General features: G+C 64.7%; 17 protein-coding genes and 1 pseudogene. 9 read left to right on the forward strand and 9 right to left on the reverse strand.

Translation table 11 applies throughout. From position 1 onward, the window contains the following. Positions 1-129: 129 nt before the first annotated feature. Positions 130-1,944, forward strand: coding sequence for an ATP-binding cassette domain-containing protein (locus AB0M74_RS28380; RefSeq protein WP_366529349.1), 1,815 nt, complete (start codon positions 130-132; stop codon positions 1,942-1,944). A 77-nt stretch (positions 1,945-2,021) separates the two neighbouring features. Here AB0M74_RS28380 and AB0M74_RS28385 read toward each other — a convergent pair whose 3' ends face one another. Then, positions 2,022-3,614 (reverse strand): HD domain-containing phosphohydrolase, encoded by a 1,593-nt coding sequence (locus AB0M74_RS28385; protein WP_366529382.1) that lies wholly within the window; start codon positions 3,612-3,614, stop codon positions 2,022-2,024. 703 nt (positions 3,615-4,317) lie between these two features. Here AB0M74_RS28385 and AB0M74_RS28390 point away from each other — a divergent pair. Further along, positions 4,318-4,716: a low affinity iron permease family protein gene (locus AB0M74_RS28390; RefSeq protein ID WP_366529350.1), complete on the forward strand. Its 399-nt coding sequence runs from the start codon at positions 4,318-4,320 to the stop codon at positions 4,714-4,716. A 1-nt stretch (position 4,717) separates the two neighbouring features. Here the strand turns inward: AB0M74_RS28390 and AB0M74_RS28395 are convergent. Next, positions 4,718-5,120, reverse strand: a pseudogene (locus AB0M74_RS28395) (IS481 family transposase); the annotation flags it as partial. A 337-nt stretch (positions 5,121-5,457) separates the two neighbouring features. Between AB0M74_RS28395 and idsB the strand changes: the two are divergent. The 6 genes from idsB to AB0M74_RS28425 all read left to right on the forward strand — a co-directional run bounded on the left by idsB (position 5,458) and on the right by AB0M74_RS28425 (position 12,785). Beyond that, a complete protein-coding gene (gene idsB / locus AB0M74_RS28400; protein WP_366529351.1) occupies positions 5,458-6,510 on the forward strand; it encodes a geranylgeranyl diphosphate synthase IdsB in 1,053 nt (350 codons plus the stop codon). A gap of 6 nt (positions 6,511-6,516) precedes the next feature. Beyond that, positions 6,517-7,500, forward strand: a complete 984-nt coding sequence (locus tag AB0M74_RS28405) for a hypothetical protein (RefSeq protein WP_366529352.1) — start codon at positions 6,517-6,519, stop codon at positions 7,498-7,500. Continuing rightward, positions 7,497-8,876, forward strand: coding sequence for an FAD-dependent oxidoreductase (locus AB0M74_RS28410; RefSeq protein WP_366529353.1), 1,380 nt, complete (start codon positions 7,497-7,499; stop codon positions 8,874-8,876). Before AB0M74_RS28405 ends, AB0M74_RS28410 begins: the two co-directional genes overlap by 4 nt. Then, entirely contained in the window at positions 8,873-10,474 is a 1,602-nt protein-coding gene (locus tag AB0M74_RS28415; RefSeq protein ID WP_366529354.1) for a prenyltransferase/squalene oxidase repeat-containing protein, read from the forward strand. The genes AB0M74_RS28410 and AB0M74_RS28415 overlap by 4 nt, the downstream gene beginning before the upstream one ends. A gap of 116 nt (positions 10,475-10,590) precedes the next feature. Continuing rightward, positions 10,591-12,012, forward strand: a complete 1,422-nt coding sequence (locus tag AB0M74_RS28420) for an aldehyde dehydrogenase family protein (protein WP_366529355.1) — start codon at positions 10,591-10,593, stop codon at positions 12,010-12,012. Continuing rightward, positions 12,012-12,785 (forward strand): SDR family oxidoreductase, encoded by a 774-nt coding sequence (locus tag AB0M74_RS28425; RefSeq protein WP_366529356.1) that lies wholly within the window; start codon positions 12,012-12,014, stop codon positions 12,783-12,785. The genes AB0M74_RS28420 and AB0M74_RS28425 overlap by 1 nt, the downstream gene beginning before the upstream one ends. 244 nt (positions 12,786-13,029) lie before the next feature. On the opposite strand, the gene AB0M74_RS28430 is transcribed toward AB0M74_RS28425, so the two are convergent. Next, complete coding sequence (locus tag AB0M74_RS28430; protein ID WP_366529383.1) at positions 13,030-13,416, reverse strand: hypothetical protein; 387 nt, start codon at positions 13,414-13,416, stop codon at positions 13,030-13,032. Between the two features lie 346 nt (positions 13,417-13,762). Here AB0M74_RS28430 and AB0M74_RS28435 point away from each other — a divergent pair, with 346 nt between their 5' ends. Then, the gene (locus AB0M74_RS28435; protein ID WP_366529357.1) at positions 13,763-14,632 is read left to right on the forward strand and encodes a serine/threonine-protein kinase; all 870 of its coding nucleotides are present in this window, start codon (positions 13,763-13,765) and stop codon (positions 14,630-14,632) included. A 678-nt stretch (positions 14,633-15,310) separates the two neighbouring features. On the opposite strand, the gene AB0M74_RS28440 is transcribed toward AB0M74_RS28435, so the two are convergent. The 6 genes from AB0M74_RS28440 to AB0M74_RS28465 are packed head-to-tail and all read right to left on the reverse strand — an operon-like array spanning position 15,311 to position 21,390. Continuing rightward, positions 15,311-16,105 (reverse strand): acyltransferase domain-containing protein, encoded by a 795-nt coding sequence (locus tag AB0M74_RS28440; protein WP_366529358.1) that lies wholly within the window; start codon positions 16,103-16,105, stop codon positions 15,311-15,313. Then, positions 16,099-16,971: a class I SAM-dependent methyltransferase gene (locus AB0M74_RS28445; protein ID WP_366529359.1), complete on the reverse strand. Its 873-nt coding sequence runs from the start codon at positions 16,969-16,971 to the stop codon at positions 16,099-16,101. Before AB0M74_RS28445 ends, AB0M74_RS28440 begins: the two co-directional genes overlap by 7 nt. Continuing rightward, positions 16,968-17,228: an acyl carrier protein gene (locus tag AB0M74_RS28450; protein WP_366529360.1), complete on the reverse strand. Its 261-nt coding sequence runs from the start codon at positions 17,226-17,228 to the stop codon at positions 16,968-16,970. The genes AB0M74_RS28445 and AB0M74_RS28450 overlap by 4 nt, the downstream gene beginning before the upstream one ends. A 22-nt stretch (positions 17,229-17,250) precedes the next feature. Then, entirely contained in the window at positions 17,251-18,093 is an 843-nt protein-coding gene (locus AB0M74_RS28455; protein WP_366529361.1) for an acyl-ACP desaturase, read from the reverse strand. After that, the gene (locus tag AB0M74_RS28460) at positions 18,090-20,642 is read right to left on the reverse strand and encodes an AMP-binding protein (RefSeq protein ID WP_366529362.1); all 2,553 of its coding nucleotides are present in this window, start codon (positions 20,640-20,642) and stop codon (positions 18,090-18,092) included. The genes AB0M74_RS28455 and AB0M74_RS28460 overlap by 4 nt, the downstream gene beginning before the upstream one ends. Further along, positions 20,632-21,390: a DUF1365 domain-containing protein gene (locus AB0M74_RS28465; RefSeq protein WP_366529363.1), complete on the reverse strand. Its 759-nt coding sequence runs from the start codon at positions 21,388-21,390 to the stop codon at positions 20,632-20,634. Before AB0M74_RS28465 ends, AB0M74_RS28460 begins: the two co-directional genes overlap by 11 nt. Positions 21,391-21,396 lie beyond the last annotated feature (6 nt).

Genomic DNA, 21,396 nt, shown 5'->3' on the forward strand with positions numbered 1-21,396 from the left:
GCTGCTCGTGGCCACGCTCGCCACGGTTGTGGCCACGCATGGCCGCCGGGATCTGATCGTGCCCGTGGGTGCGACAGCCGCGTATCTCACCCGCACGTCTTGGTGCGCGCGATTTGAGGCAAACGCCTCATGCGACCACGGAGGTCGCGGACCGATGATCAGGGCATGACGAAGCGAGTTCAGGAACCACGGAGATCACCGGTCATGACCGAATGGACATTCGAACCACCGACCATCGAGCGGTTCGGTACGCGCACTTCAGATCACGCACCTGGAGTGCCGGACGGTGGGCGAGTCGATGCAGTCGACGTGAGCAGGCGTGTCGGGGCGCGGCAGATTCTCCAGGAGCTGTCGTTGTCGGTCGAACCAGGCGAATTGGTTGCCATTGCCGGCGGCAGTGGAGCAGGAAAGAGCACATTGCTGGAGATCCTCGCGGGGCTGCGACCACCGTCTGCCGGGGAGGTTCGGCATGACGGCGTCGTTCGCGGGGCCCGAGTCAGCGCCGATTCCCGTATCGGCTACGTGCCCCAGGAGGACATCATCCACCTCGAGATGCCCCTGCGCCGCACGCTGCGCTACGCGGCGCGGCTGCGGCTGCCCGCAGGCACCTCGGCGGCCGAGGCGGAGCGGGTAGTCGAAGAGACCATGCATGACCTCGACCTGGCTGATCGGGCCGAGGTGCCGGTCCGTGCGCTCTCCGGCGGCCAGCGCAAGCGGGCCAGTATCGCCGTGGAGCTACTGACCCGGCCGCACCTCTTCTTCCTCGACGAACCCACCTCCGGGCTCGATCCGTCGACCGCAGCCGACGTGATGCGCCTGCTGCGCCGACTCAGCCAGCGCGGGGTCACAGTCGTCCTCACGACGCATGAGCCGACCGGCATCGACCGGTGTGACCGGGTGGTATTCCTGGCGCGCGATGGCCACCTGGCCTTCACCGGCAGCCCGACCGAGGCTCGGCGCTACTTCGGCGTCGAGGATCTCGCCGAGGTGTACGACAGGCTGGCGCGTGAGCACACCCCTCAGATCTGGGCGGAGCGATTCGCAGACAGCGGTGGGAAGTCGAAAACCCGGCCTGGCTCGGCTCTACTGCCCATCCCTGCCGCCCGTTCAGACCTCGAGCGCACAGACATAGTCCGGCAATGGTGGCTACTTACACGACGCAATGTCGATGTTCTCCTTCGCAACCGGCTGACCCTGGCGGTCCTGCTCGGCTCGCCGGTGCTGGTCACCGCGATGATGGCGACACTGTTCAAGCGAGACGCGTTCGATCCGCGTAACCAAGCCGGCCTCGGCCCGGTCCAGATCGTGTTCTGGATCGCATTCGCAGGCTTCTTCTTCGGCCTGACCTATGGCCTGCTCCAGATCGTCGGGGAGATGGCCGTCTTCCGCCGGGAGCGCCTGGCAGGGCTCAGCGTGGGCGCCTACGTCGCATCCAAGGTGACAGCGCTGCTGCCGGTGCTGGCTGGAGTGAGCGCGGTGCTCCTCGGTGTGCTGCGGGCGCTCGGTCGGCTCCCCGCCGTTGGATGGGACGTGTCCGCCTTCTTGTTTGTGACGATTGTGATCGAGGCGACCTCGGCATTGGCCCTCGGGTTGCTCGCCTCGGCCGCGGTCTCCAACGCCGCGCAAGCCGCCCTCGCCCTGCCGATGCTCTGCTTCCCTCAGGTTCTGTTCGGTGGCGCCATAGTCCCCGTTGACGAGATGGCCCTCCCGGGACGCCTGATGAGTCTCGGCCTATCCAACCGCCACGCATTCGAGGCGCTGGGTCGCGACCTGGATCTCGAGCGGTGCACCGCCACGCTGCCGGCCATGTCCGCCTACGGCGACACCTTCCACGGAGGCACCGGCGCCAGTCTCATCGCGCTCGCCTCGTTTGCCGTTGGTCTCATGCTGGCCACGATATGGGTCTTGGACCGGCGGTCCCGGCCCGGCGCATCCCGGCGATGAAGGCCCCGCGCAGTCGGCCCCGCTGTCGGCTCGGTCAGCGTGGTTGCCGAGCTGAGGTACCCGGCGCAGCGGATGCGTCAATTTCCGACGGCGGCATTGGCCGGGAACCCCGCCAGACCCCGATCGATCGCGGCGAGACTGGCCTGCGTGCGGTTGTTGACGCCGAGCTTGGCGTAGACACGTTCGACGTGGTTGCGGGCCGTCTTCTCGGCGATGAACAGTTCGGCGGCGATTTCTCGGTTCGATCGGCCCTGCGCGACGAGTCGCAGGATCTCGACCTCGCGGTTGGTCAGCCCGGCCGGCCAGGGCGTCCGCCGCGAGATCCGCGGACCGGCCACCGCAAGTACGGCCGCTGCCGACTCGGCGTCGAAGCGTCCGGCGCGCGCCTGCTTTCGTAACTGATCGGCAGCGCCGTGAGGATCGAGCGGCGGCCGGTGGGGACGCGGCTCGAGCAGTCGTTGATAAGCCTCCGCTGTGGCAAGCAGCCGGTCCTGCGCGGTCAACTCCGCGCCGGTGATCCCTCGGGGAAAGCCGGACCCGTCGATCCGTTCCCGGTGCTTCACCGCGATGGGCACCACCGACTCCAAGCCGTTGACTCGACTCAGTATTCGGCCGGTCAGATCCGGATACATCCGTACCCGTTCCCATTCAGCCGTAGTGAGCGGCCCCGTCTTCTCCCAGATCCGGTTGGACACTCCCATTTTGCCAAGGCCGTGCACTAGGCCGGCACGGTAGAGATGCGTGATGTCCGATGGCGACATGCCCAGGTGTCGGGCTGCCCCGGCCACCAGGTTCGCGACGCCACGCGAATGCCCCAGAGTGAAAGGAGATTTGAGATCGGCGAAATCAGCCATGGCCTCGAGTAACTCGTCGCTCTCCTCGGCCGACAGGGTTCGGTCACGATCCGGTGCTTGGGCCAACGCTGCTGTCCAGACGTCGATTTCGAGCAACCCGTCCACGATCGCCGCCGCGTCGCGATCGAACACCGCCGCCACCGCTGGGCTGAACTGACTGCCGCGCCGAGAACGGACAACATCCTTCGCGTACTCGAGCCCACCCGTCCGCAGGTGCACCTCGACGACGTCTGCGACGTGAGCGATGTGGATCTCGACCGGGATATCGTTTCCGCGGGAACCGTTGGGCAACCCCCGGCCGTCCCAGCGTTCGAAGGAGTGGGCCAGTGCCTTTCCGACCTGCTCGTCCAAGCCCATCCGATCGGAGAGAACCCCGGCGGAACTGCAATGCGACTGGATCAGTGTGGCGACCTGGCTGCGAGCCGTGACCAGAAAGGCAGTGGCACGGAGGCCCCGCTGCCAGCCCGGCAATCCGTGGCCGACATGACTCATCATCAGCCGCAGAAACGGCAGGCCGGTCATGTCCACCGTGTAGGTGTCGGCCCGGAAGGCGATGTCGTCGCCGAAGAGCGCCGAGAGTTCGTGGGAGTCGGCGTGACAACCGATCCACCCGACCAGATTGGAGTAGTACACGGTCGCCCGCTGTTGCAGGTCGAGCCTCATCCGCTCGGCGATCCGTGTCGCGATCAAGGACGACCGAAGCATGTGTTCCATCGGCTGACCCAGACCGAGGTCGATCGCCAGCGATATCGCGGCGAGCAGTTCGGCTCTGCTCAGACCCTCTCCCGAGCCGGGCAGCGTCCTGTGCAGGTGCATCTTCCCATTGTCCACCCGTGACAACGGCCATCTCCGCGTGCATCTCGAGCAGCTCGACGACGCGATCACGACGATGGCGAAATTCGGCGCCGCCGTCGTCCAGCTGCGCACTGCCACCGACCAGCGCGAGCACGACGTGTCCTGGGCGGGGACGTCGCCCGCCTCTCGTCGCGTCGAGGCGACGATGACATGGGTGACCGAAATCCCTGACGTCGTCACGGCGAGCCCGAGGTCAGCGGTGATGTTTCCGATCAACGGTGAGTGTCGTCTCCGGCCATAGCGAATGCTCCTTGGGGCCGCTCCGGCCAGGAAATGCAGATACCGCTCGGTTGCGGCGGTGTGCTTGCGCCACAAGGACTTACCGAGGACAGTTTCGTGCTTCGCCACGATCATCGCCGTGACGATCACCCAGCCCCGCGCAGTCCTCGCGGCATCGATGGCCTTGAACAGCGCTTCGTGGATGCCTCCGATGCCCAGGATGTGCAGCACTTGTGCAAATCGGCGTCATCGAGTCCTCGAGCGATGGACTCGGTCACGGAAACAGCGACCAGGTTTTCGCGCCGAGGGCCGGGAAATGCCGCGGAAGCTGCGCGGCGGCCGATGGCTACTGTGCATGTCGCGAATGAAATGCGGTTGCCGGCGATGCGCGTCAGCGAGCGTGATTGTCCGGATGTGGTGGGGTGATGCGACTAAAATTCCGGTGATGGAGCGACGCAGCGAGGCCGCACGAAGCCGTGGCGTAGGTGATCATCGGTCGCCGTTCGACCGGTTCGTCGAGCACGCCGAGCTGCGAGTTAGTCAGGCTCCGTTCTTCTTCGTCTGTGTGGGGATCGTCGTGGCGTGGCTGATCAGCCTGCCATGGTGGACCGACCTCAAGACCTGGCAAGTTGCCATTCATACCGTTGCGAGCGTTTTCACGCTGCTGTTGGTGGTGCTGCTGGAGAACGCCGGTCGCCGCGCAAGCGAGGCCTCGCAAGAGAAACTCAATGTCATCGCCGAGGCGCTGGCGGCGCTGCTGGCGTCATCCGCGTTCAACGATTCCGAGCTTCGAACGGCCGCGGAGCGGCTGCGGGAAGCTGTTGGACTCGAAGAGCGCCACTGAGAGCTTTCTCGTCGTCGCGGATCTCGACGTAGGCGAGGCGGGAGGGACGTCGATTACGATGTGGCAGAACGCTGTTCGGAGTGCGGGCGTGGCGATCGGGGCTCCACTGTCCGGTGCGTCGGGAGTCGCGGACGATTCTTCCTGCCTTGCGCCCTGCCGAGGTAGCGCCAACCACCGCCCTCGGGGATGTTGCCGAACTTGGTGACATCGACATGGATCAGCGAGCCGGGATGATCGTGTTCGAAACGGCGCAACGGCTCGCCGCTCACCCGGTCGATTCGGCAGCGCCGGTTGATCCGACAGCCCACCAGCACCGCGTGCACGGTCGAGGTCACCGGTCCCAGCCGCGCGGCACTCTGGGCCCGGCCCAGCCGGTGCCGCCACCGCAGCTGGATCACCTGCCGTACCCCGCGTTGGCCAACCACTTCCGCACGTCCGTAGACCACGTCGCCGAACTGGTCGCTATCCGGCGCTCAGTGAATATCGCTGTCCAGCAACTGGATTGCGTGATCCTTCGCATCTGGGTGGCGGTGCTCGCGCCGTAGATCGCCGGATTGCGGCAACGAGGTGTGTGGGCTGCGTATCTACCGAAATTTCTCACGGTATTCACCCACGGTGCTTGTTGCGGGAGGTCCCACCGATGTGGTGAGCGCATCTGCCGACTTCTTATCACCAGTAGTGGGAATGCTGACACGTCATAGATGGATATTGTCCGGTTGTTCGATGACGGAGATGGTGCCGATGAGTACGACTTCTACGCCGAATGCGACAGGCATCGCAGTTGGCAACCGCAGTGCTGAAGACCTTTTGGCGCAGGCACGTATGTTGTGCGATCCGCCTTTGCGGGCGTCGATCGAGTCATTGCCCAATCCGTTACGCCACATGGCCGGCTACCACTTCGGATGGTGGGATGCGGCGGGAAACCAGACCCGAGCAGACTCGGGCAAAGCGGTGCGGCCTGCCTTGACTATGTGTGCCGCGACTGCGTGCGGTGGCAACTGGGCCGACGCTATGTGGGCTGCCGTCGCTGTGGAACTGGTCCACAATTTCACTCTCATACACGACGACATCATGGACGCCGATGCCACCCGACGGGGCCGACCTGCGGTGTGGAAAGTATGGGGCGTCGCCGACGCGGTCTTACTCGGCGACGCTCTGCACGCTTTGGCCATCCGAGTGTTGGCGAGCGAAGCTCTGCCGGAAGGACTTGCCGCAGCGGCGATCTACCGGTTGGAGACCGCGGTTGTCGAGATGTGTCGTGGCCAGTCCGAAGACTGTTCGTTCGAGACCCGGTACGACGTCGACACCGCCGAATATATCGAGATGGTGATGGGCAAGACCGGAGCATTGATGGGGTGTGCCTGCGCATTGGGTGCCCTGAGTGCCGGAGCCGACTCCAAGGCAGTGTCGGCGATGGACAGCTTCGGTCGCGAGCTCGGATTGGCCTTTCAATTCGCTGATGACGTGATCGGAATCTGGGGTGATCCACGCGTTACCGGAAAACCCGCCGGGAATGACCTTGCTCGCCGTAAGCGCTCGTTGCCGGTGATCGCCGCATTGGAGTCGAACACCTCGGCGGCAACTGAACTGGCGGCGCTGTACCGTTCCGACGCTCCGATGACCGCACAGGACATCCTGCATGCCACAGCCTTGATCGAAGCCGCCGCAGGCCGTCATGGCGCATTGAGCTTGGCCGATCACAGTGCGCGCAAAGCCGTCGGCATGCTGCGTGAATGGCACACGGCCGGCGACCTCATGACATTGACCGGCGTCATCGCGCACCGGGACCGGTGATCGGTCATGCCCATTTCCGTCGCACCGACCTTGCCGTTCCCCGCTCGAATCAACCCTCACGTGGATGTTCTGAAGCGGCATCTGGATTCGTGGGTGGCCGAGCTGAACATCCTTCCGGACGATGCGGTAACCGCGTGGTCCGATGGTCGATACGAACGGCTGGTAGCTCGCATGTATCCCCTTGGGGATACGCCATTGCTGGAGCTCAGTGGCGAAGTGGTGTTGTGGTTGTTCCTCTACGACGATGCCCTCGACCCCGGCGGCTCCGGGGGCAATCCGCAGTACGCGCGGGCGACCGGTACCTCTGCCATCGAGATTCTCGACGGTCGCTCGCCGACCCCACCGGAAGACCCCTTGCTCCTGGTCCTGTGGCAGCTGCGGGAACGGCTGCTTCCGCTGTGCGGCCCGGCCTGGTGGCAGCGCCTGATCACGGACGTGCGTGGTTTCACCGAAAGTCTGTACCGGGAAGTCGAAGCGCGCGTGAACAATACGCTGCCGGACATCCATGAGTATCTGGCAGCGCGTCGGTTCACCTCCGGGTGGCCGATCCTTACCGACCTGGTCGAGCTCACGGCGCGGGCGGAGGTACCGGCAGAGCTCCGGCGGTCGGCGGCGTATGCGGACGTGCGGTGCACTTCGGGAGACGTCGCCTGCGCCATCAACGACATCCTGTCCTTGCGCAAGGAGATCGCGGCCGGCGAACGGCACAACCTCGTTCTGATTCTGCAGGATCTGCACAGCTGCGGTCTCGACGAGGCGATGGACCTGGCGCTGCGGCGGATGGCGGACCGCCTGGGCGACTACCTGGACGCGCGAGGGCGATTCCTGGCACACGATGCCGCCGCCGATGCGCGGACTCGGGAAACCATGACCCGTTACGTGAGCGGGCTGGAAAGTCTCATGCGCGGCAGCCTCGATTGGAGCCTCGAGACCGGACGCTACCGAACGGCGTCCTCCGCCCGCGCTGTTTCGACAGAGGAGATTTCATGACACACCGTGCCCTCGACAAACAGCGTGTCATCGTCGTGGGTGGCGGCATCGCCGGTTTGACCGCAGCGTTCCGGCTGCAGCAGGCCGGTTGCTCGGTCAAGGTGCTGGAACGCTCAGGTCCAGAGCTCATCGGAGGCCGTATGAGCACCGTCCAGCGGGGTGGCTTCCATATAGATGTCGGCGCCACGCTGCTGCTGTCCTCCTACCATGCCATGCTCGAGCTCATTGCCGATGCGGGTTTGTTGGACCGGATCAGGCCCGCCGGCGAGATTTCCGGCATGCTCCGCGACGGCGAGGTCCAGCGGATGCGCAGCGGATTGGGTCTGCACCTGGTTCGGAGCCCGCTCCTGCGGGGCCTGCCCGCCTCCGATCTACTCAAGGTGGTCGCGGACTTCCTGCGCACCCGCCGGTTGCTGAACTGGGACGATATGTCCTCGGTTGCGCCCGCCGATTTCGAGTCCGTTCGCGACTACGCGATCCGTCGCGGCCTGCGCCCCGACACCCTGGAGTACCTGCTGGGTCCGTTCGTCGCGGGCCCAGCGCTGGCTGTTCCCGAGGAAGCCGCCGTGGTCAGCGCCTTCTTCTTCTTCAATACCCTCATTGCCAGTGGCGGCACGTTCACATCGGCCGAAGGGGTCGGATTCCTTCCCCAAGGGCTTGCCCGCCAGCTCACTGTCGAATACGAGGCCGAGGCTACCTCCGTCGAAGAGTCCGGTGATGGCGTCACCGTCACCTGGACGCGACCGGGGGAGGCCGAACACCGCGAGTCGGCCGAGGCCTGCGTGATCGCGGTCCCGACACCCCGGCTGCTCGACATCTACCCTCAGCTCACCGCGGAGCAGCGGGACTACTTCCAGCAGGTCGACTACTCCAGCAGCGTCCACGTCGCCTTCGGGCTGGACAAGCCGACGAAAGAATCGTCGCTGCTGCTCCAAGTGCCTCGAATCGAGCACCGAGACGTCGCCGCGTATGTGCTCGAGCACAACCAGTCCGCCGACCGGGTACCAGCAGGCAAAGGATTGGTGATGGCCCACTTCCGCGGCGATTGGTCAACCGCGAACTGGGACTTGGACGACTCCGCAGTGGTGGACTACGCGAGGGCCGAAACCCGGCGCCTCGGAGTACTGCCGGAACTGGAGCATGGCACGACGATGGCGGAAGTGTTCCGAGTCAGCCCATGCACCGTCCGGCGTCGGCCCGGTGAATACCGGGCAATCGCCCGGATCGCGGCAACCCTGCACCCGGACTCACGGGTGCGGCTGGCGAGCGGTGACTACCTGGCTCATTCGACGACCAACAGCAGTGTGTGCAGCGGTCAACGTGCCGCCGAGCGCATCATCGACATCCTCAGCACGACCAGAAGCAGGAATTCATGAGAGTACAAGCCACCCCGCTGCACCTGACGCTCTGGCCGAGGACCGACTTCCCGCCTCTTCTCGATGAGGCGGCTGAGCGACTGAGTGCCCGTGTCCTGGCGCGGCTCGACAACTTCGGCGCGATGCGCGAGCCCTGCCACAGCCGCGTGCTGGAGTCGGCGCTCGCACTGAGACTGCTGGAGCGCTTCGATGAAGCCGACGAGAGCCGCCGCAGACTGCGGGATTACCTTCGCACACACCACGATTCCGACGATTCGCTCGACCGCCTGCTTGTCGAGGTGGCGCTGCGACAACCGGGCGACACAGCGATGTCACAGGCGAACTTCGATGAGTTCGTGGCCCGTGCCCCAGCTTTCACCGCCGCACGCAAGCAGATGCTGATCGACGCGGTTCTGGTGCTCTTCGATGTGCCACCCAGTGCGCAGTACGACTTGGCCGAGGTCGCCACGATCGGCCTGCACTCGTGGGCCGCAGTCCAGGTGACCGCCCTCAAAGTCATCCTGGCCGCGGCGACCGGCAGGCGGGACTTGATCCGGACCGGAGACGTCGCCTTGCTCCTGTCCACCCAACGCGAGCCGGGGATCTGGGAGGCGAACGTTCTGATTCACCTGTCAGTCTTGCACGCACTGGCCCTCTTGCCCGACACCGAGGAGGTGATCGCGGCCGGCATCGGCAAACTCCTGACAGAGTTGCGTTCCGACGGCGGCCTGCCCTTCATCTCCGACACCGACACGTGGTGCAGCGCGACCGCGGGCGTAGCCCTCAGCGCGATCGGGGCTCCCCGTGATCGGCTACTCCCTTTGGCACAGCACCTCGCAGCCCAGCAATTGCCCAACGGGGGGTGGTCATTCACCGACGGCGTGCTGCAGTCCGATGTCGACGACACCTCGGTGGCCATCGAATTCCTGCACAGCGTCGATGCCGAGACTTACCGGACCGAGATACGCCAGGGAATGCGGTCCCTGTTGAGCGTGCGCGGAGCCGACGGCGGCTTTCCTACGTACGTGGCCGGGTCCCCGTCGGAGGCATGTATGACCGCCGCGGCGGTCAACGCCCTGAGCACACAGCCCGCGAATCACCGTGATGCGATGGATTCAGGGCTCACCTTCCTTGCCGCTCAACAACATTCCGACGGATCCTTCGCCCCCGATTGGAGTGCCAGCCGGTTTCATACCCTCTTCCGAGTGATGCTCGCCTGCGGGCAGCTACGGGCCGACAGTCCCTCGTCGCACCACCATATGGCCGCCGGCGCGCTCCGTGCGATTCGATCGGGGCAGAACTCCGACGGCGGCTGGGGGCAACAACCCGGCGACCCCAGCGATGCGCTGAGCACCTCCTACGCGCTGATCGCGCTCAGCGGGCAAGAAGACCACCGTGCGGTGATCCGCGGTGTCGACTACCTTATGAGCAACCAACTCGAAGATGGTGGAATCAGTACTGTTCCGGACTCGATTGGTCCCCGCCCGTTCATATTCACCATCCCCCTGCTCGCCGACACATTCGCCCTGATGGCGTTCGGCCACCTCTTCAACCGTCTCGAGCCTGCGGGCGTCGGACCTGATCTCCGCAGCGTGGTCGAGAACGTGGGTCAGCTGTGAAAACGCAACCAACGGAATCGAACAGCACGCCCGATGCCGTTGACAGGTGGAGCCCAGGTGCGGCGCTGGAGCTACAGCGACGTGCGCATCGTCGTGACGGACCACCCTCTGCCGCGGTGCGTCGCGATCGATTGGATCGACTGGTTCTGCTGCTCACCGACAACGCCGCCGCCTTCTCCGAGGCTCTCGACGCCGACTTCGGCAACCGGCCGCAAGTCGTCAACTACCTGTCCGACATCGCGGGCATTCTGCCCGACATCGCGTTCACTCGCGCCCGCCTCGGCACCTGGATGAAGCCGCGGCGGGTGCTCCCGGGGGCCGCACTCGCAGGCCTCGATACGGTCGTGGAGAAGAAGCCGCTCGGCGTGGTCGGCATTATCGGGCCCTGGAATTTCCCCATTGGGTTGATTGCCCAGCCTGCGGCGTCCGCGTTCGCGGCAGGCAATCGGGTGATGCTCAAATTCTCGGAGGTAACCCCGCGCACTGCGGAACTGTTCGCGGCGCGTGCCGCTCAGTACTTCACTCCCGAGGAGTTGGTCGTCGTCACCGGCGGCGCGGACGTGGGAGCCGAGTTCAGCGCGCTCCCCTTCGACCACCTGTTCTTCACCGGATCACCAGCCGTCGGTGCGCTGGTCGCGAGCGCGGCAGGGGCAAACCTCGTGCCGGTGACGTTGGAACTGGGCGGCAAGAATCCCGCGGTGATCGGACCCGACGCAGACATAGCGCGCAGCGCCGACCGACTGATGTCGGCGCGGCTGGTCAATGGCGGTCAACTCTGTCTGTGCCCGGAATACGTGTTTGTGCCACGCGCGGCCACGCACGAATTCATCGACGAGGCATTGAAGATCGCGCGCCGGATCCTCACGTCGACCGACGGCGTCGGCCTCGTCAGCATGGTCAATGACAAGAACTTCGACCGCGTTGTCGCGCTGATCGACGATGCGGAGGCCAAGGGAGCGGCCGTTTTTCACGCTAATTCGACGAGCGGCGAGTTCGCGGATCGGGTGGCCCGCAGGATCGATCCGACGATCCTGCTCGGGGTGACCGATGACATGACGATCGCGCACAACGAGGTGTTCGGCCCGGTGCTCGCGATCCACCCGTACGACACTGTGGACGAGATCATCGACTATGTGGTCGCCCGACCGTCGCCCCTGGCCGCGTACTGGTTCGGCCGCAAAGACCGGAATTTTCAGAAGTTCCGTTCACTCGCGACCAGCGGAGGCATGACCGTGAACGACTGCCTCGCCCATTGCGTGATGATGACCGCGCCATTCGGAGGTGTCGGTCGCAGCGGCTTCGGCGCCTACCACGGCAAGGCCGGTTTCGACACCTTCACCCATCACCGCACGATCACGACGAACAGATTGCCGCTCAGCTTCGCCACAATGCTTGTCCCGCCGTTCTCGGGTCGCTACACAAGTGCCATCGGCAAATACATTCTGTACACACAGAAAAAGGCCCTTTCCCGGCGGCGCCGAGCAGCGCAGCGGACCCCACGCGCGGTCGTTCCCGTTTCGACCAGAGGAGAACTGTGATGACCGGCAAACCGATTGCGTTGGTTACCGGCGGCGCCAGCGGGATCGGCTTGGCGAGCGTCCGCCGGCTGATCGAACGTGGTTACCACGTCGTCATCATCGACGTCGGACCGGAGGCGATCGACGCGGCCGGCAACGAACTGGGCGCGGACATAACCAGTTACCGAGTGGACGTTGCCGACCCTGTAGCTCTACAAGCGGTGGTAGACGAAGTCGAACAGACACTCGGCCCACTGGAATATGTGCTCGGATCGGCGGGAATCGCACGGGTCGGACCAACCCTCGAGGTGGCGCGGTCCGATATCGATCTGATGATGAGCGTCAACTACGGCGGAATAGTCAACCTGATCCAGTCCGCGCTGCCACCGATGCTCGAGCGTGGGCACGGCGAGTTCGCGGTAATCGCTTCGCTCACCGGCCTGTTGCCCCCCAAGAAGATGGCGGCCTACGGCGCGACCAAGGCAGCGATAGTGTCGTATATGCAGAGCTTGCGCTATGAGCACGACGGCAAGGGTGTGACGCTTGCGTGTGTATGCCCGGCGGCGGTCAGCACGCCGATGGCCGCCGACTTCTTCGCCGATCCGGCCAAGCGAGCGAAGTCGATGGCAACCACTCCCGAAACGATCGTCGCGGCGATCGAAAAGGGACTGCGCAAGAAGCAATTCCTTATCCTCCCCGGACCACTGGCTCGCTCGATCGCCCTCATCAGTCGCCTGACCCCCGGCCTCGCACGCCTCGTGCAGTCCCGGGGTCGTTTCAGCGACCTCGTGTGAACAACCCAGCGCGCCTTCGGTAAACACTGTTCGATCCTGCTGCGCGACGCACAGTCACAACCACAGCAGTGCTCGGTGTCGAGGTCGTCATACCGTCAGTGGTGATCACTGACTGCCAGCACACCGGACGGGTACGCGCATCTGCAGAGGGGGCGGACGGACTATCCAGCGTTGATCTGTCGGCCGCAGCCAGTACGTCGTTCGTTTCAACTCGATGCACCAGTGGTCGGAGTCCTGGTGTCAACTACGGTGCGGCCACGATGGCCAGGCCGATTAGCGTGAGAACCTTCATCGATTCCAGGCCGATGTACCAGAAGTGGGCATGCGAGCGCGGCAAGTGCTCGCCGGCCAGCACACGATCGGAGCGTCGGCTCAATGGCGGACGGATCACCAGGATCTGCATCATCAGGATCGCGGCAGCTGCGCCGAGCCAGACCCACGTCGCACTGTCGACTCCGACGATGAGACCGGCCACGATCAACGCAGCGGCCAACACGGTCTCGACACTATTGAGCGCACGAAAGACCAATCGGCCGATGCCCAGCCCGAGCCCCAGCGTGATCCCCGGCGCCCGGAACTTCAACGGTGCCTCCAGAAATGAGATCGCCAGCACCATGCCCAGCCACAGCATCGGCAAGAACCATAGAAGATGTTGCGCAACGGTCTCCACACGACGGACCCTACCGGCGATCGCATAGGCCGCGGCGAAGAAGTCCAGGTGCTGACGAACCGTGAAGGCATCGTTGAGCACCACCTGCTGCGGGCAGTAACCGAAGCGCCACGGTGTCGGACCACCCCACGGTCCGAAGTACCCCCGGCGCTAAACGCGTTGCACCCGAAGGTGACTCGTCTGCCGGACGAGTGGCAACGCTCGAAGTCGTCTGCACAAGTGGGCAAACCGCGGCATGCATCGGACGCCTGCGAACTATGGTGAGGCAGTGATGCTCCAGCCAGGTGACCGGTTTGCAGGGTTAGTTGTGAAGGCCCGGCTGGGTCATGGCGGCAGCAGCGAGGTGTATCTGGCCGAGGATCCGGAGCGGTCGCGGCCTGTCTCACTGAAGATTCTGGGACCGGACGACAGTCGGTCACCCGAGGCGCGTGCGCGATTTGTGCACGAGTTCGACATCCTGTCCGCGCTGCGGCACCCCAACATCGTGCGGATGTACACGCACGGTGAAACCGACGGCAGGCTGTGGTCGGCACGCGAGTACGTGGCAGGCGCGACAGGGTCGAGGTTGGTGCGGATGCCGCGCCAACACCCGGATCTGCGGCAGGTGCTCGCTGTGCTGACCCATGTCGCGGCAGGGTTGGATTTCGCACACACCAACGGTGTGGTCCATCTCGACGTGAAACCGGCGAACGTGTTGGTCGGCGCGGACGAGCCTGCGACGGTGAAAATCTCGGACTTCGATCAGGCCCGGTGGCTGCACCGGCCCGAACCGCCGCTGGCCACCAACGGTTTCGTTGTCCTGTCGGTGCCGTATGCCGCGCCGGAACTGCTGACGGCAGGTGCTGTGTCTCCCGCGACGGACCAGTACGCGCTGGCCTGCTCGGCCATCGAGCTGCTCACCGGCCGAACGCCGTTCCCTCGCGCGAACCTCATGGCCACCGCAGAGGCTCAACTGCACGACCCACCTCCTGAGATCTCCGAGCGCCAACACTGGATCCCGCCCGAGGTAGACACGATCCTGCACCGGTCACTCGCAAAAGACCCCAGTGCCCGCTACGACTCGTGCACCGAACCCATCGACCTGCTCACCGAGGCCCTCCACGACATCGATCCCCGCCCCCTCGCCCCCTTCCTGCACCGTCTGAGAGTGGCATTCACCCGACATGGAAGTCCATGACCGTGCAGCCGCCGTCGATGACCAGTTATTGCGATTCCTTGTCGGCGGCTTTGATTTTGCGGTCGATCATCTCGAGATCCCCGATCGACTCGACGGCGAGTCGATCGGGAACGCGGACCTCCGGTGCGGCTACAGCCGACACTGACACAGGGACTCTCGGTGACGACTGGATGGTGTGGTAACCCCAGTCGTACCGGGAGGCCCTCTACATACCAGCCATCACGCGCCGACCACGCTGCCCGTTCGAAGCTCATGACGGGGACGGATCTGGCGGCATGCCCATTCGCCAACCGGCCGCTTATCGTCTTGCCCCCATTGCAGCGCCCGGACACGCCACCCAGCGCCAGGCAGCGCAGCGACCACCCGCTCGACATGCTCGACATCGTCCCCCGCGCTCACCACGCAGCCCTCACCAGTCCTGGGATCGGCTCGCACCAGAACACACAGCAAACTCAGCTCAGCACCCACGGAACTTCAGACTGCGCCGGTGCCCCTGACCGTCAGCAGCGAACACCACCCCCACCGACCACACCTGGACATCGCCAACTATCCCGAACAGGACATAGGCCTCGAGTTCTCAGATGCGCCCTCAGACTGCGACTCGTTCCCGGGTCAGGGCCAGGCGAGTGTTCATATTCGCTTCAGGATTCCGGGGCTGAGACTGTGGGGTGGTGACCATTATCGCGGGTGGACATACCAACATGGCGCGACCGAATCTGTTCGATGGACCGGAAGGCGCTCCGCTCCCGGCAAGGACAGTCGCACCAGCTTGACGAGAAGGGGGTCGGGTCCGCATTCGACGTACCTGGCCGCTCCGAGGCTGTCCATATGCAGGACGGCGTCCTCGAATCGCACCGGTAGGACCAGCGCTTCGACCATTGCGGTCAGCAAATCGTCATCGTCGGAGCAGAACTGGTGCGTGGTGGCCGAATAGACCGGTGCGCGTAACCGATGCTGCGGTATGCGATCCAGTTCGGCGCGCAGGGGAGCAACCACGCCGTTCAACATGGGGCTGTGATAGGCAACGTCGATGGGGAGCCGAACGCAAACCACATCCTGCTGCTCGGCGTGCTCGGCGACTCGACGCAACGCTGCCACCGGCCCCGAGAGCACGGTCCGATCGGGTGCGTTGATACATGCCACCGTCAGACCGGGATCACCTACCTCGGCCGCCATCTTCGCGGCAGCGGCCTCGTCCAGCTCCAGGGTCACCATGCCGCCTTCCGGTTGCCCGTACCGGCGGACGGCTTGTTCCTGGGCACGAATGATGTGGTGCCCGTCGTCGACCGTGAACGCTCCAGCGCAGACCAGCGCGGCGAGGAAACCGAGGCTGTGCCCCAGTAGCGCGAGCGGACGGCCGTCGGCCACCGCGCAGCGGTAGCGGACGATCGCGTCCTCCATGAGCTGCTCACCAGTCGTGCCGTGCGCGCGCCCGAAGCCGGGAAAGAGAAAGACCTCCGTCGATGTCACCATGACTCGGGAGTGCCCATACGGGACCGGATAGCGCCCACCGCGTAGAGCTTGGATGTGTGGCCCCAACTGGCTCTCGCTGTGTCGAAGTAGCGGTCCAGTTCGGCGGCGAAACCCGGTTCCACTGCCTCTATAGCCTTCTGGTTGGCCATGATTCGCTGCTGCCAGTGGTCCATGGTCCGGTCATAGTGCGAGGTGGTATCGATCACCGATGCGATGCTGAACCCCGCATCCGAGATCTCGGCCACGAGCTGCGACAATGGCACCATCGCGGTGAATCCGAACAGGCCGAGCGCATGCATACTGGCAGGACGGGTAGCGAACTCGTCCGCATGCGCGGTGCTGCGATAGCAGAACGCCGAAATGAACAGCCGCCCGTCACGTTTGAGCAGCCGGTAGGCCTTACGCAAGGGTTCACGGTGCTCCGGCAAATGCTCGACCACCTCGACCATCGCCACGGCGTCGAACCGGCGATCGTTCAGATCGGCCGACTGGAACGGCCCGACGACGACTTCCACCAGATCGGCCACTCCGGCAGCGCGCGCCCGAGCGCGAATGAACTCCGCCTGCACGGCCGAGGGGGTGACTCCCACCACATGACAACCGAATTCACGGGCCAGGTACAGGGTGAGGCTGCCCCACCCGCATCCGATATCCAGGACCTGTTCGCCGCCGCGCAGCCGTAGCGACGCGGCGATCAGCGCCAGGCTCGCCTGCTGCGCCTCATCCAAGGATTCGGTACCGGTAGCAAACAGGCCACAGGTGTATTTCACATCGTCGCCGAGAAAGGCGGCGAACGCCTCCGCGGACCGTTCATAGTGCAGATTGGTTGCCGTGGCCGCCGCCTCGACCTCCGGCGTCGTGGTCATGCGGAACCATCCATGGCTGTGCGCACGAGGTCGGCGAGGTCCGCGACCGTTCGGGCGTCGCGGATCTCCTTGTCGTCCAGCTCGATGTCGAAGTGGCGTTCGAGCTGGCTGACCACGCGCATGAGACGCACGGAATCGGCTCCTGGCAACAGGTCGAGCTGGTCATCGGGCTCGATCGGTTCTTCGCCCATCCGGAGGCTCTCACGGAGTACGTCTTGGACGGTGGTGAGAACGGCCGCCCGAGTATCTTCGTTCATTTCTGTTGGTTTCCTTAACTTCTCAGGGGAGGGTGCGCAGGCTTCTGGTCAGATCGAGCAGTTCGCCGAGCTCATCGCCGGGACTGTCCACGAACTGGCGGATCATGCGTTCGAGTGCGGTGTATGCCTCGGTGTGGTCGTAGCCGGCAGTCTCGGCCACGGAGTACGACCACCGGCGATAGTTGGGGAGGGTGTCCGACAGTGGCATACGGAATGTGCGGAGCACATGCTTGAGATGCGGCGCGGCGGCAGCCGGATCACGTCGCAGATAGGTCTCCACCAGATGCGCGTAGAGCGCGAAATGCCGTGCTTCGTCGCGGGCCATGCGCAGCAGTAGGTCCCGCAGGACCGGTTCGGTGACGACATCGCGGAACCGCAGATAGAACAGCTGGGTCGCCTTCTCCTGAAGCATTGTGTACGCGAAGGCCTCGAGCGGCTCCGGATAGGGGAGGTCGAAATGTTTGCGTCCTTCCTCGGCCAGTTCCAGCCGCAGGGCCTCAGCGGTGTTGATACCCGCGGCCTCCTGATATCGGGTCAGCGCGGCGGCGTGGCGTTCCTCGTCGTAGGACCAGGCGACGAAGAACCGGAAGTATTCGCGGTGCACGGCAACAATCGGGATCGACAGATCCGCACCATCGATCGGGAAGGTCCGAAGTAGCCAGTTCATATAGCCGGGCAGATGGTCCTCGATGTAGGTGATGAATCGGACTACGGACCGGTCGGCGTCGGTGAGCCGGTCCGGCCGCACCTCCTCCCAGTCCAGGTCCCGCAGACTCCAGAGTTTGTCCGCACCGCGTTGCACGACGGGCTCGACAGCGTTGCGGACCTCGGTGAGAGTCAGGCTGGGCAGCCAGGTCTCGGTCATCGTGGGAGCTCCGTCGACCCGTGCCGTGACCGGGTCGCGGTGATCCCGTAGTGCTTGGTCGTGTAGCCCCACCCTGCGTTCGTGGTCTCGAGGTAGCGTATGAGCTCGCTGCTCATGCCGGGATGTACGTCATCGATAGCTTCTGCGGCGCTGCGGATTCCGGTCAGCCAGTCGTCAATTGTCTTGTGGTAGTGCCAGGTCAGGTCTCGGACTCCGACCAGACTCAGCCCGGCATCCTCCATTGCGGCCAGCAGCTCGGACGGTGGGCGCAGTACGGCGTAGCCGAAGATCTGCTCGGCGACATGCCGGCTCCCCGGTCGGTCGGAGTATTCGCCGAACAGTTCGTCGTTGCGAAAACAGCTGGCCGACACGTACATTCGACCACCTCGCCGGATGGCCCCGGTCATGATGTCGATGGCGCGCCTGTGGTCCGGGAGATGTTCGACGACTCCGACGAGCGCGGTGGCGTCGAAGGTTCCGGACGGGATATCGAGGTCGTACACGGACTGTTCGAGGACCGTCAGCCGGTCGGTGAGGCCGCGTTCGGCGGCGCGTTCGCAAACCCACCTGGCCTGCACAGCCGACGGCGTCACAGCGGTGACCGTGCAGCCGACTTCCTCGACGAGGTAGAAGGCCAGGGCTCCCCATCCTGTTCCGATATCGAGCACCGACTCGCCGCCGTGTAGGGCGAGGCGCTCGGCGATGAAACGGAGCTTGGCGTCCTGAGCCGCATCGAGACTCTCGGTGACGCTGTCGTAGATACCGCAGGTGTATTTCATCCGCCGACCGAGAAATCTCTTGAACACCTCCGGCGGCAGGTCGTAGTGCCGGTTGGTCGCGGTCAGCGCGTGATCGACTGCTGTAGTTTCCATGCCTTCTTCCCCTGTTCGTGCTTTCGTCCTCTGATCGGCGAGCCGGGCGGCGGCATGCAACCGCTGCCACTTACCGCTGGTGGTACGGGTCAGCCAGCGCGGTGGCACCGTATGTACGCGAACATGCGGCATGCCGATGGCGGTGACAATTCGTCGCCGTATCTCGTTTTCCAGCGCGGCCCGAGGCACTCCTTCGAGCGTGGTTTCGGCGATCACTCCGAGGAATTCGCCATCGCTCCCATCGTTTTCGGCAACGGCCACACAGTGGCCGCGGTGCACGCCCGGCACTGTCCTTGCCACGATTTCGGCGTCGTCAGGGAAGTAGTTCTGCCCGTGGACGATGATCATCTCTTTGCGCCGCCCGGCGATGAAATAGTCGTCGTCGAGCCGGAAGCCCAGATCGCCGGTGCGTAACCAGGAACCGTCGAATACGGCGGCCGTGGCCGGTGCGTCGTCGAGGTATCCGGTGGTGACGGCATCACCACGGATCTGGAGTTCGCCGAGTCGTCCGGGACCGAGCGTGCCCCCGTGCTCATCGACCAGCCGCACCTCGACGCCGAGCACCGCAGCGCCGACCGAGACCACAACCTTTGCGCGCGAGTCGCTTTCGGGCACCTCCCGGACCTGCCCTGTGGCCCTCAGCTCGTCGCGGTCGACGCAGACCATGCGCGGCAGGGTGCCCGGCTGCGGGAAAGCGACGGCCAGCGTGGCTTCGGCCATGCCGTACACCGGATACATCACTGTGGGAGCCGCCCCAGCACGGGCGAAGACGTCTGCGAAGGCTCGGACCGTGACGGCGGACACGGGTTCGGCGCCGTTGAATGCCAGTCGCCATGACGACAGGTCGAGGTCGCGCAACAGCTCCGGTGTGGCCGCCCACAACAGTAGGTCATATGAGAAATTCGGTCCGGTCAGCACTGTGCCCCGGCATGCGGCGAAGTAACGCAGCATCTCATCGGGATGCCGCAGGAAGGCCGTTGGTTCGAACACATGCGATTCGATCCCATTGAGCACTTGCGCCAGATGTCCGAACAGTCCCAGGTCATGATGGTACGGAACCCACTGCACGAAGACGTCGCTCTGACCGAAGCCACCGCTTATGGCGATTGCGCGCAGACCCGCCAAGACCGCCCGGTGGCTCAGGGTGACTCCCCGCGGCTGCGCCGTACTGCCCGACGTGAACTGCACCACCGCGATGTCCTCCGGTGCGACAGTGGGCAACTCGGCCACCGCCCGCGACTCGGCGCGCAGGAGCCGCAGACCGGTGCAACTGTCAGCGAGATGGCCGGCGAGTTCCGCGGTGTGCGGGTCGACGAGCATATGCCGCATATGCGCCGCCCGGACGATGGCAGACGTGCGATCCAATCGACGGTGATCGGCGCCCAGACCCTGCGGCTCCGGCAGTACGGTGGCGGCGGCGCCCGCCATGACGATCCCGAAGAGCCCGGCCAGCAGTTCCGGACCGGACGTACCGATCAACCCGACAATCTCACCCCGGCGCACCCCGGCCGTGACCAGCGATCGCGCGATGGTCTCGGCATCGGCCAGCAGATCCTTGACTGCGGTCTCGCCGTTGCGCTGTGGGTAGACGAGGCGGGTAAGCGGTGCCGCCCCAACGATATTGCGCAGGGCCTCATCGAGCGTGGATCCGCTCAGCAAGGGGTGGTCATTCACCATGAGAACTCCGAATCGGGGTGACGCCGAGTTGGGGTTGATGCGGGAGTCTGCGCGCGGATGTGAGACCCCGCCGACGAAGCCGCCGCGCATGCCAATGGATCAGCGCGATAGTGCGATAGGGGGACAGCAGCAGCCGCGGTGACATGATGACCGCGGGTATGCGTACCTTTTTCCCGACCAGCGTGGCGGTCAACGCAGTAACAGGAGCCGAACGGTTACGTAGGGCGCGATTCAGTGCGAACACGATTCGTACGCTGTCCGGGTTCAGTACGAACCGTGTGCGATACCGACCGTCGACGGGAAAGTATGGAGAGACATAGAACTCTTTGCCGACATCCGAATTCCCGGCGGCATCGGGGGTGATGAGATAGCAGTGGCGTTCCCCGAACGTGTTGCGGACCTCGGCGATCACGACCGCCATGGAGTCGTCCGCGTGATAGCAGAAGAAGAAACTGACCGGATCGAACGCGTATCCGGCGCTGCGCGGCTGGGCGAGCATCAGTATCCGGCCACCCGCCAGGCTGATCCCATTGCAGGACAAGAAGGTTTCGACGTTCGCTCGGATGCTGCGAGTCGGGTCGCCGAGATGGTCGGCGGCATGGAACCGCACCAGCGGACGCACCGGCTCGGCCAGTGCGTCGACATCGACGAGCCACATGTACAGGGTGTGGGTGAACCGATAGGTGAATGGATGATGCCGTATATGGATGAGGCGGCACCGAAACAGTGTGGGCGATTGTATTGTCATCGACGG

This window comes from Nocardia sp. NPDC051463 (genome assembly GCF_040681975.1).
In the GTDB taxonomy this organism is placed as follows: Bacteria; Actinomycetota; Actinomycetes; order Mycobacteriales; family Mycobacteriaceae; genus Nocardia.

Bases quoted from the DNA above. Each gene is read 5' to 3' on its own strand.
- AB0M74_RS28380 (WP_366529349.1), top strand. From the start codon at position 130: ATGCGACCACGGAGGTCGCGGACCGATGATCAGGGCATGACGAAGCGA.
- AB0M74_RS28385 (WP_366529382.1), bottom strand. From the start codon at position 3,614: ATGCACCTGCACAGGACGCTGCCCGGCTCGGGAGAGGGTCTGAGCAGA.
- AB0M74_RS28390 (WP_366529350.1), top strand. From the start codon at position 4,318: ATGGAGCGACGCAGCGAGGCCGCACGAAGCCGTGGCGTAGGTGATCAT.
- idsB (WP_366529351.1), top strand. From the start codon at position 5,458: ATGAGTACGACTTCTACGCCGAATGCGACAGGCATCGCAGTTGGCAAC.
- AB0M74_RS28405 (WP_366529352.1), top strand. From the start codon at position 6,517: ATGCCCATTTCCGTCGCACCGACCTTGCCGTTCCCCGCTCGAATCAAC.
- AB0M74_RS28410 (WP_366529353.1), top strand. From the start codon at position 7,497: ATGACACACCGTGCCCTCGACAAACAGCGTGTCATCGTCGTGGGTGGC.
- AB0M74_RS28415 (WP_366529354.1), top strand. From the start codon at position 8,873: ATGAGAGTACAAGCCACCCCGCTGCACCTGACGCTCTGGCCGAGGACC.
- AB0M74_RS28425 (WP_366529356.1), top strand. From the start codon at position 12,012: ATGACCGGCAAACCGATTGCGTTGGTTACCGGCGGCGCCAGCGGGATC.
- AB0M74_RS28430 (WP_366529383.1), bottom strand. From the start codon at position 13,416: ATGCTGTGGCTGGGCATGGTGCTGGCGATCTCATTTCTGGAGGCACCG.
- AB0M74_RS28440 (WP_366529358.1), bottom strand. From the start codon at position 16,105: ATGGTGACATCGACGGAGGTCTTTCTCTTTCCCGGCTTCGGGCGCGCG.
- AB0M74_RS28445 (WP_366529359.1), bottom strand. From the start codon at position 16,971: ATGACCACGACGCCGGAGGTCGAGGCGGCGGCCACGGCAACCAATCTG.
- AB0M74_RS28450 (WP_366529360.1), bottom strand. From the start codon at position 17,228: ATGAACGAAGATACTCGGGCGGCCGTTCTCACCACCGTCCAAGACGTA.
- AB0M74_RS28455 (WP_366529361.1), bottom strand. From the start codon at position 18,093: ATGACCGAGACCTGGCTGCCCAGCCTGACTCTCACCGAGGTCCGCAAC.
- AB0M74_RS28460 (WP_366529362.1), bottom strand. From the start codon at position 20,642: ATGGTGAATGACCACCCCTTGCTGAGCGGATCCACGCTCGATGAGGCC.
- AB0M74_RS28465 (WP_366529363.1), bottom strand. From the start codon at position 21,390: ATGACAATACAATCGCCCACACTGTTTCGGTGCCGCCTCATCCATATA.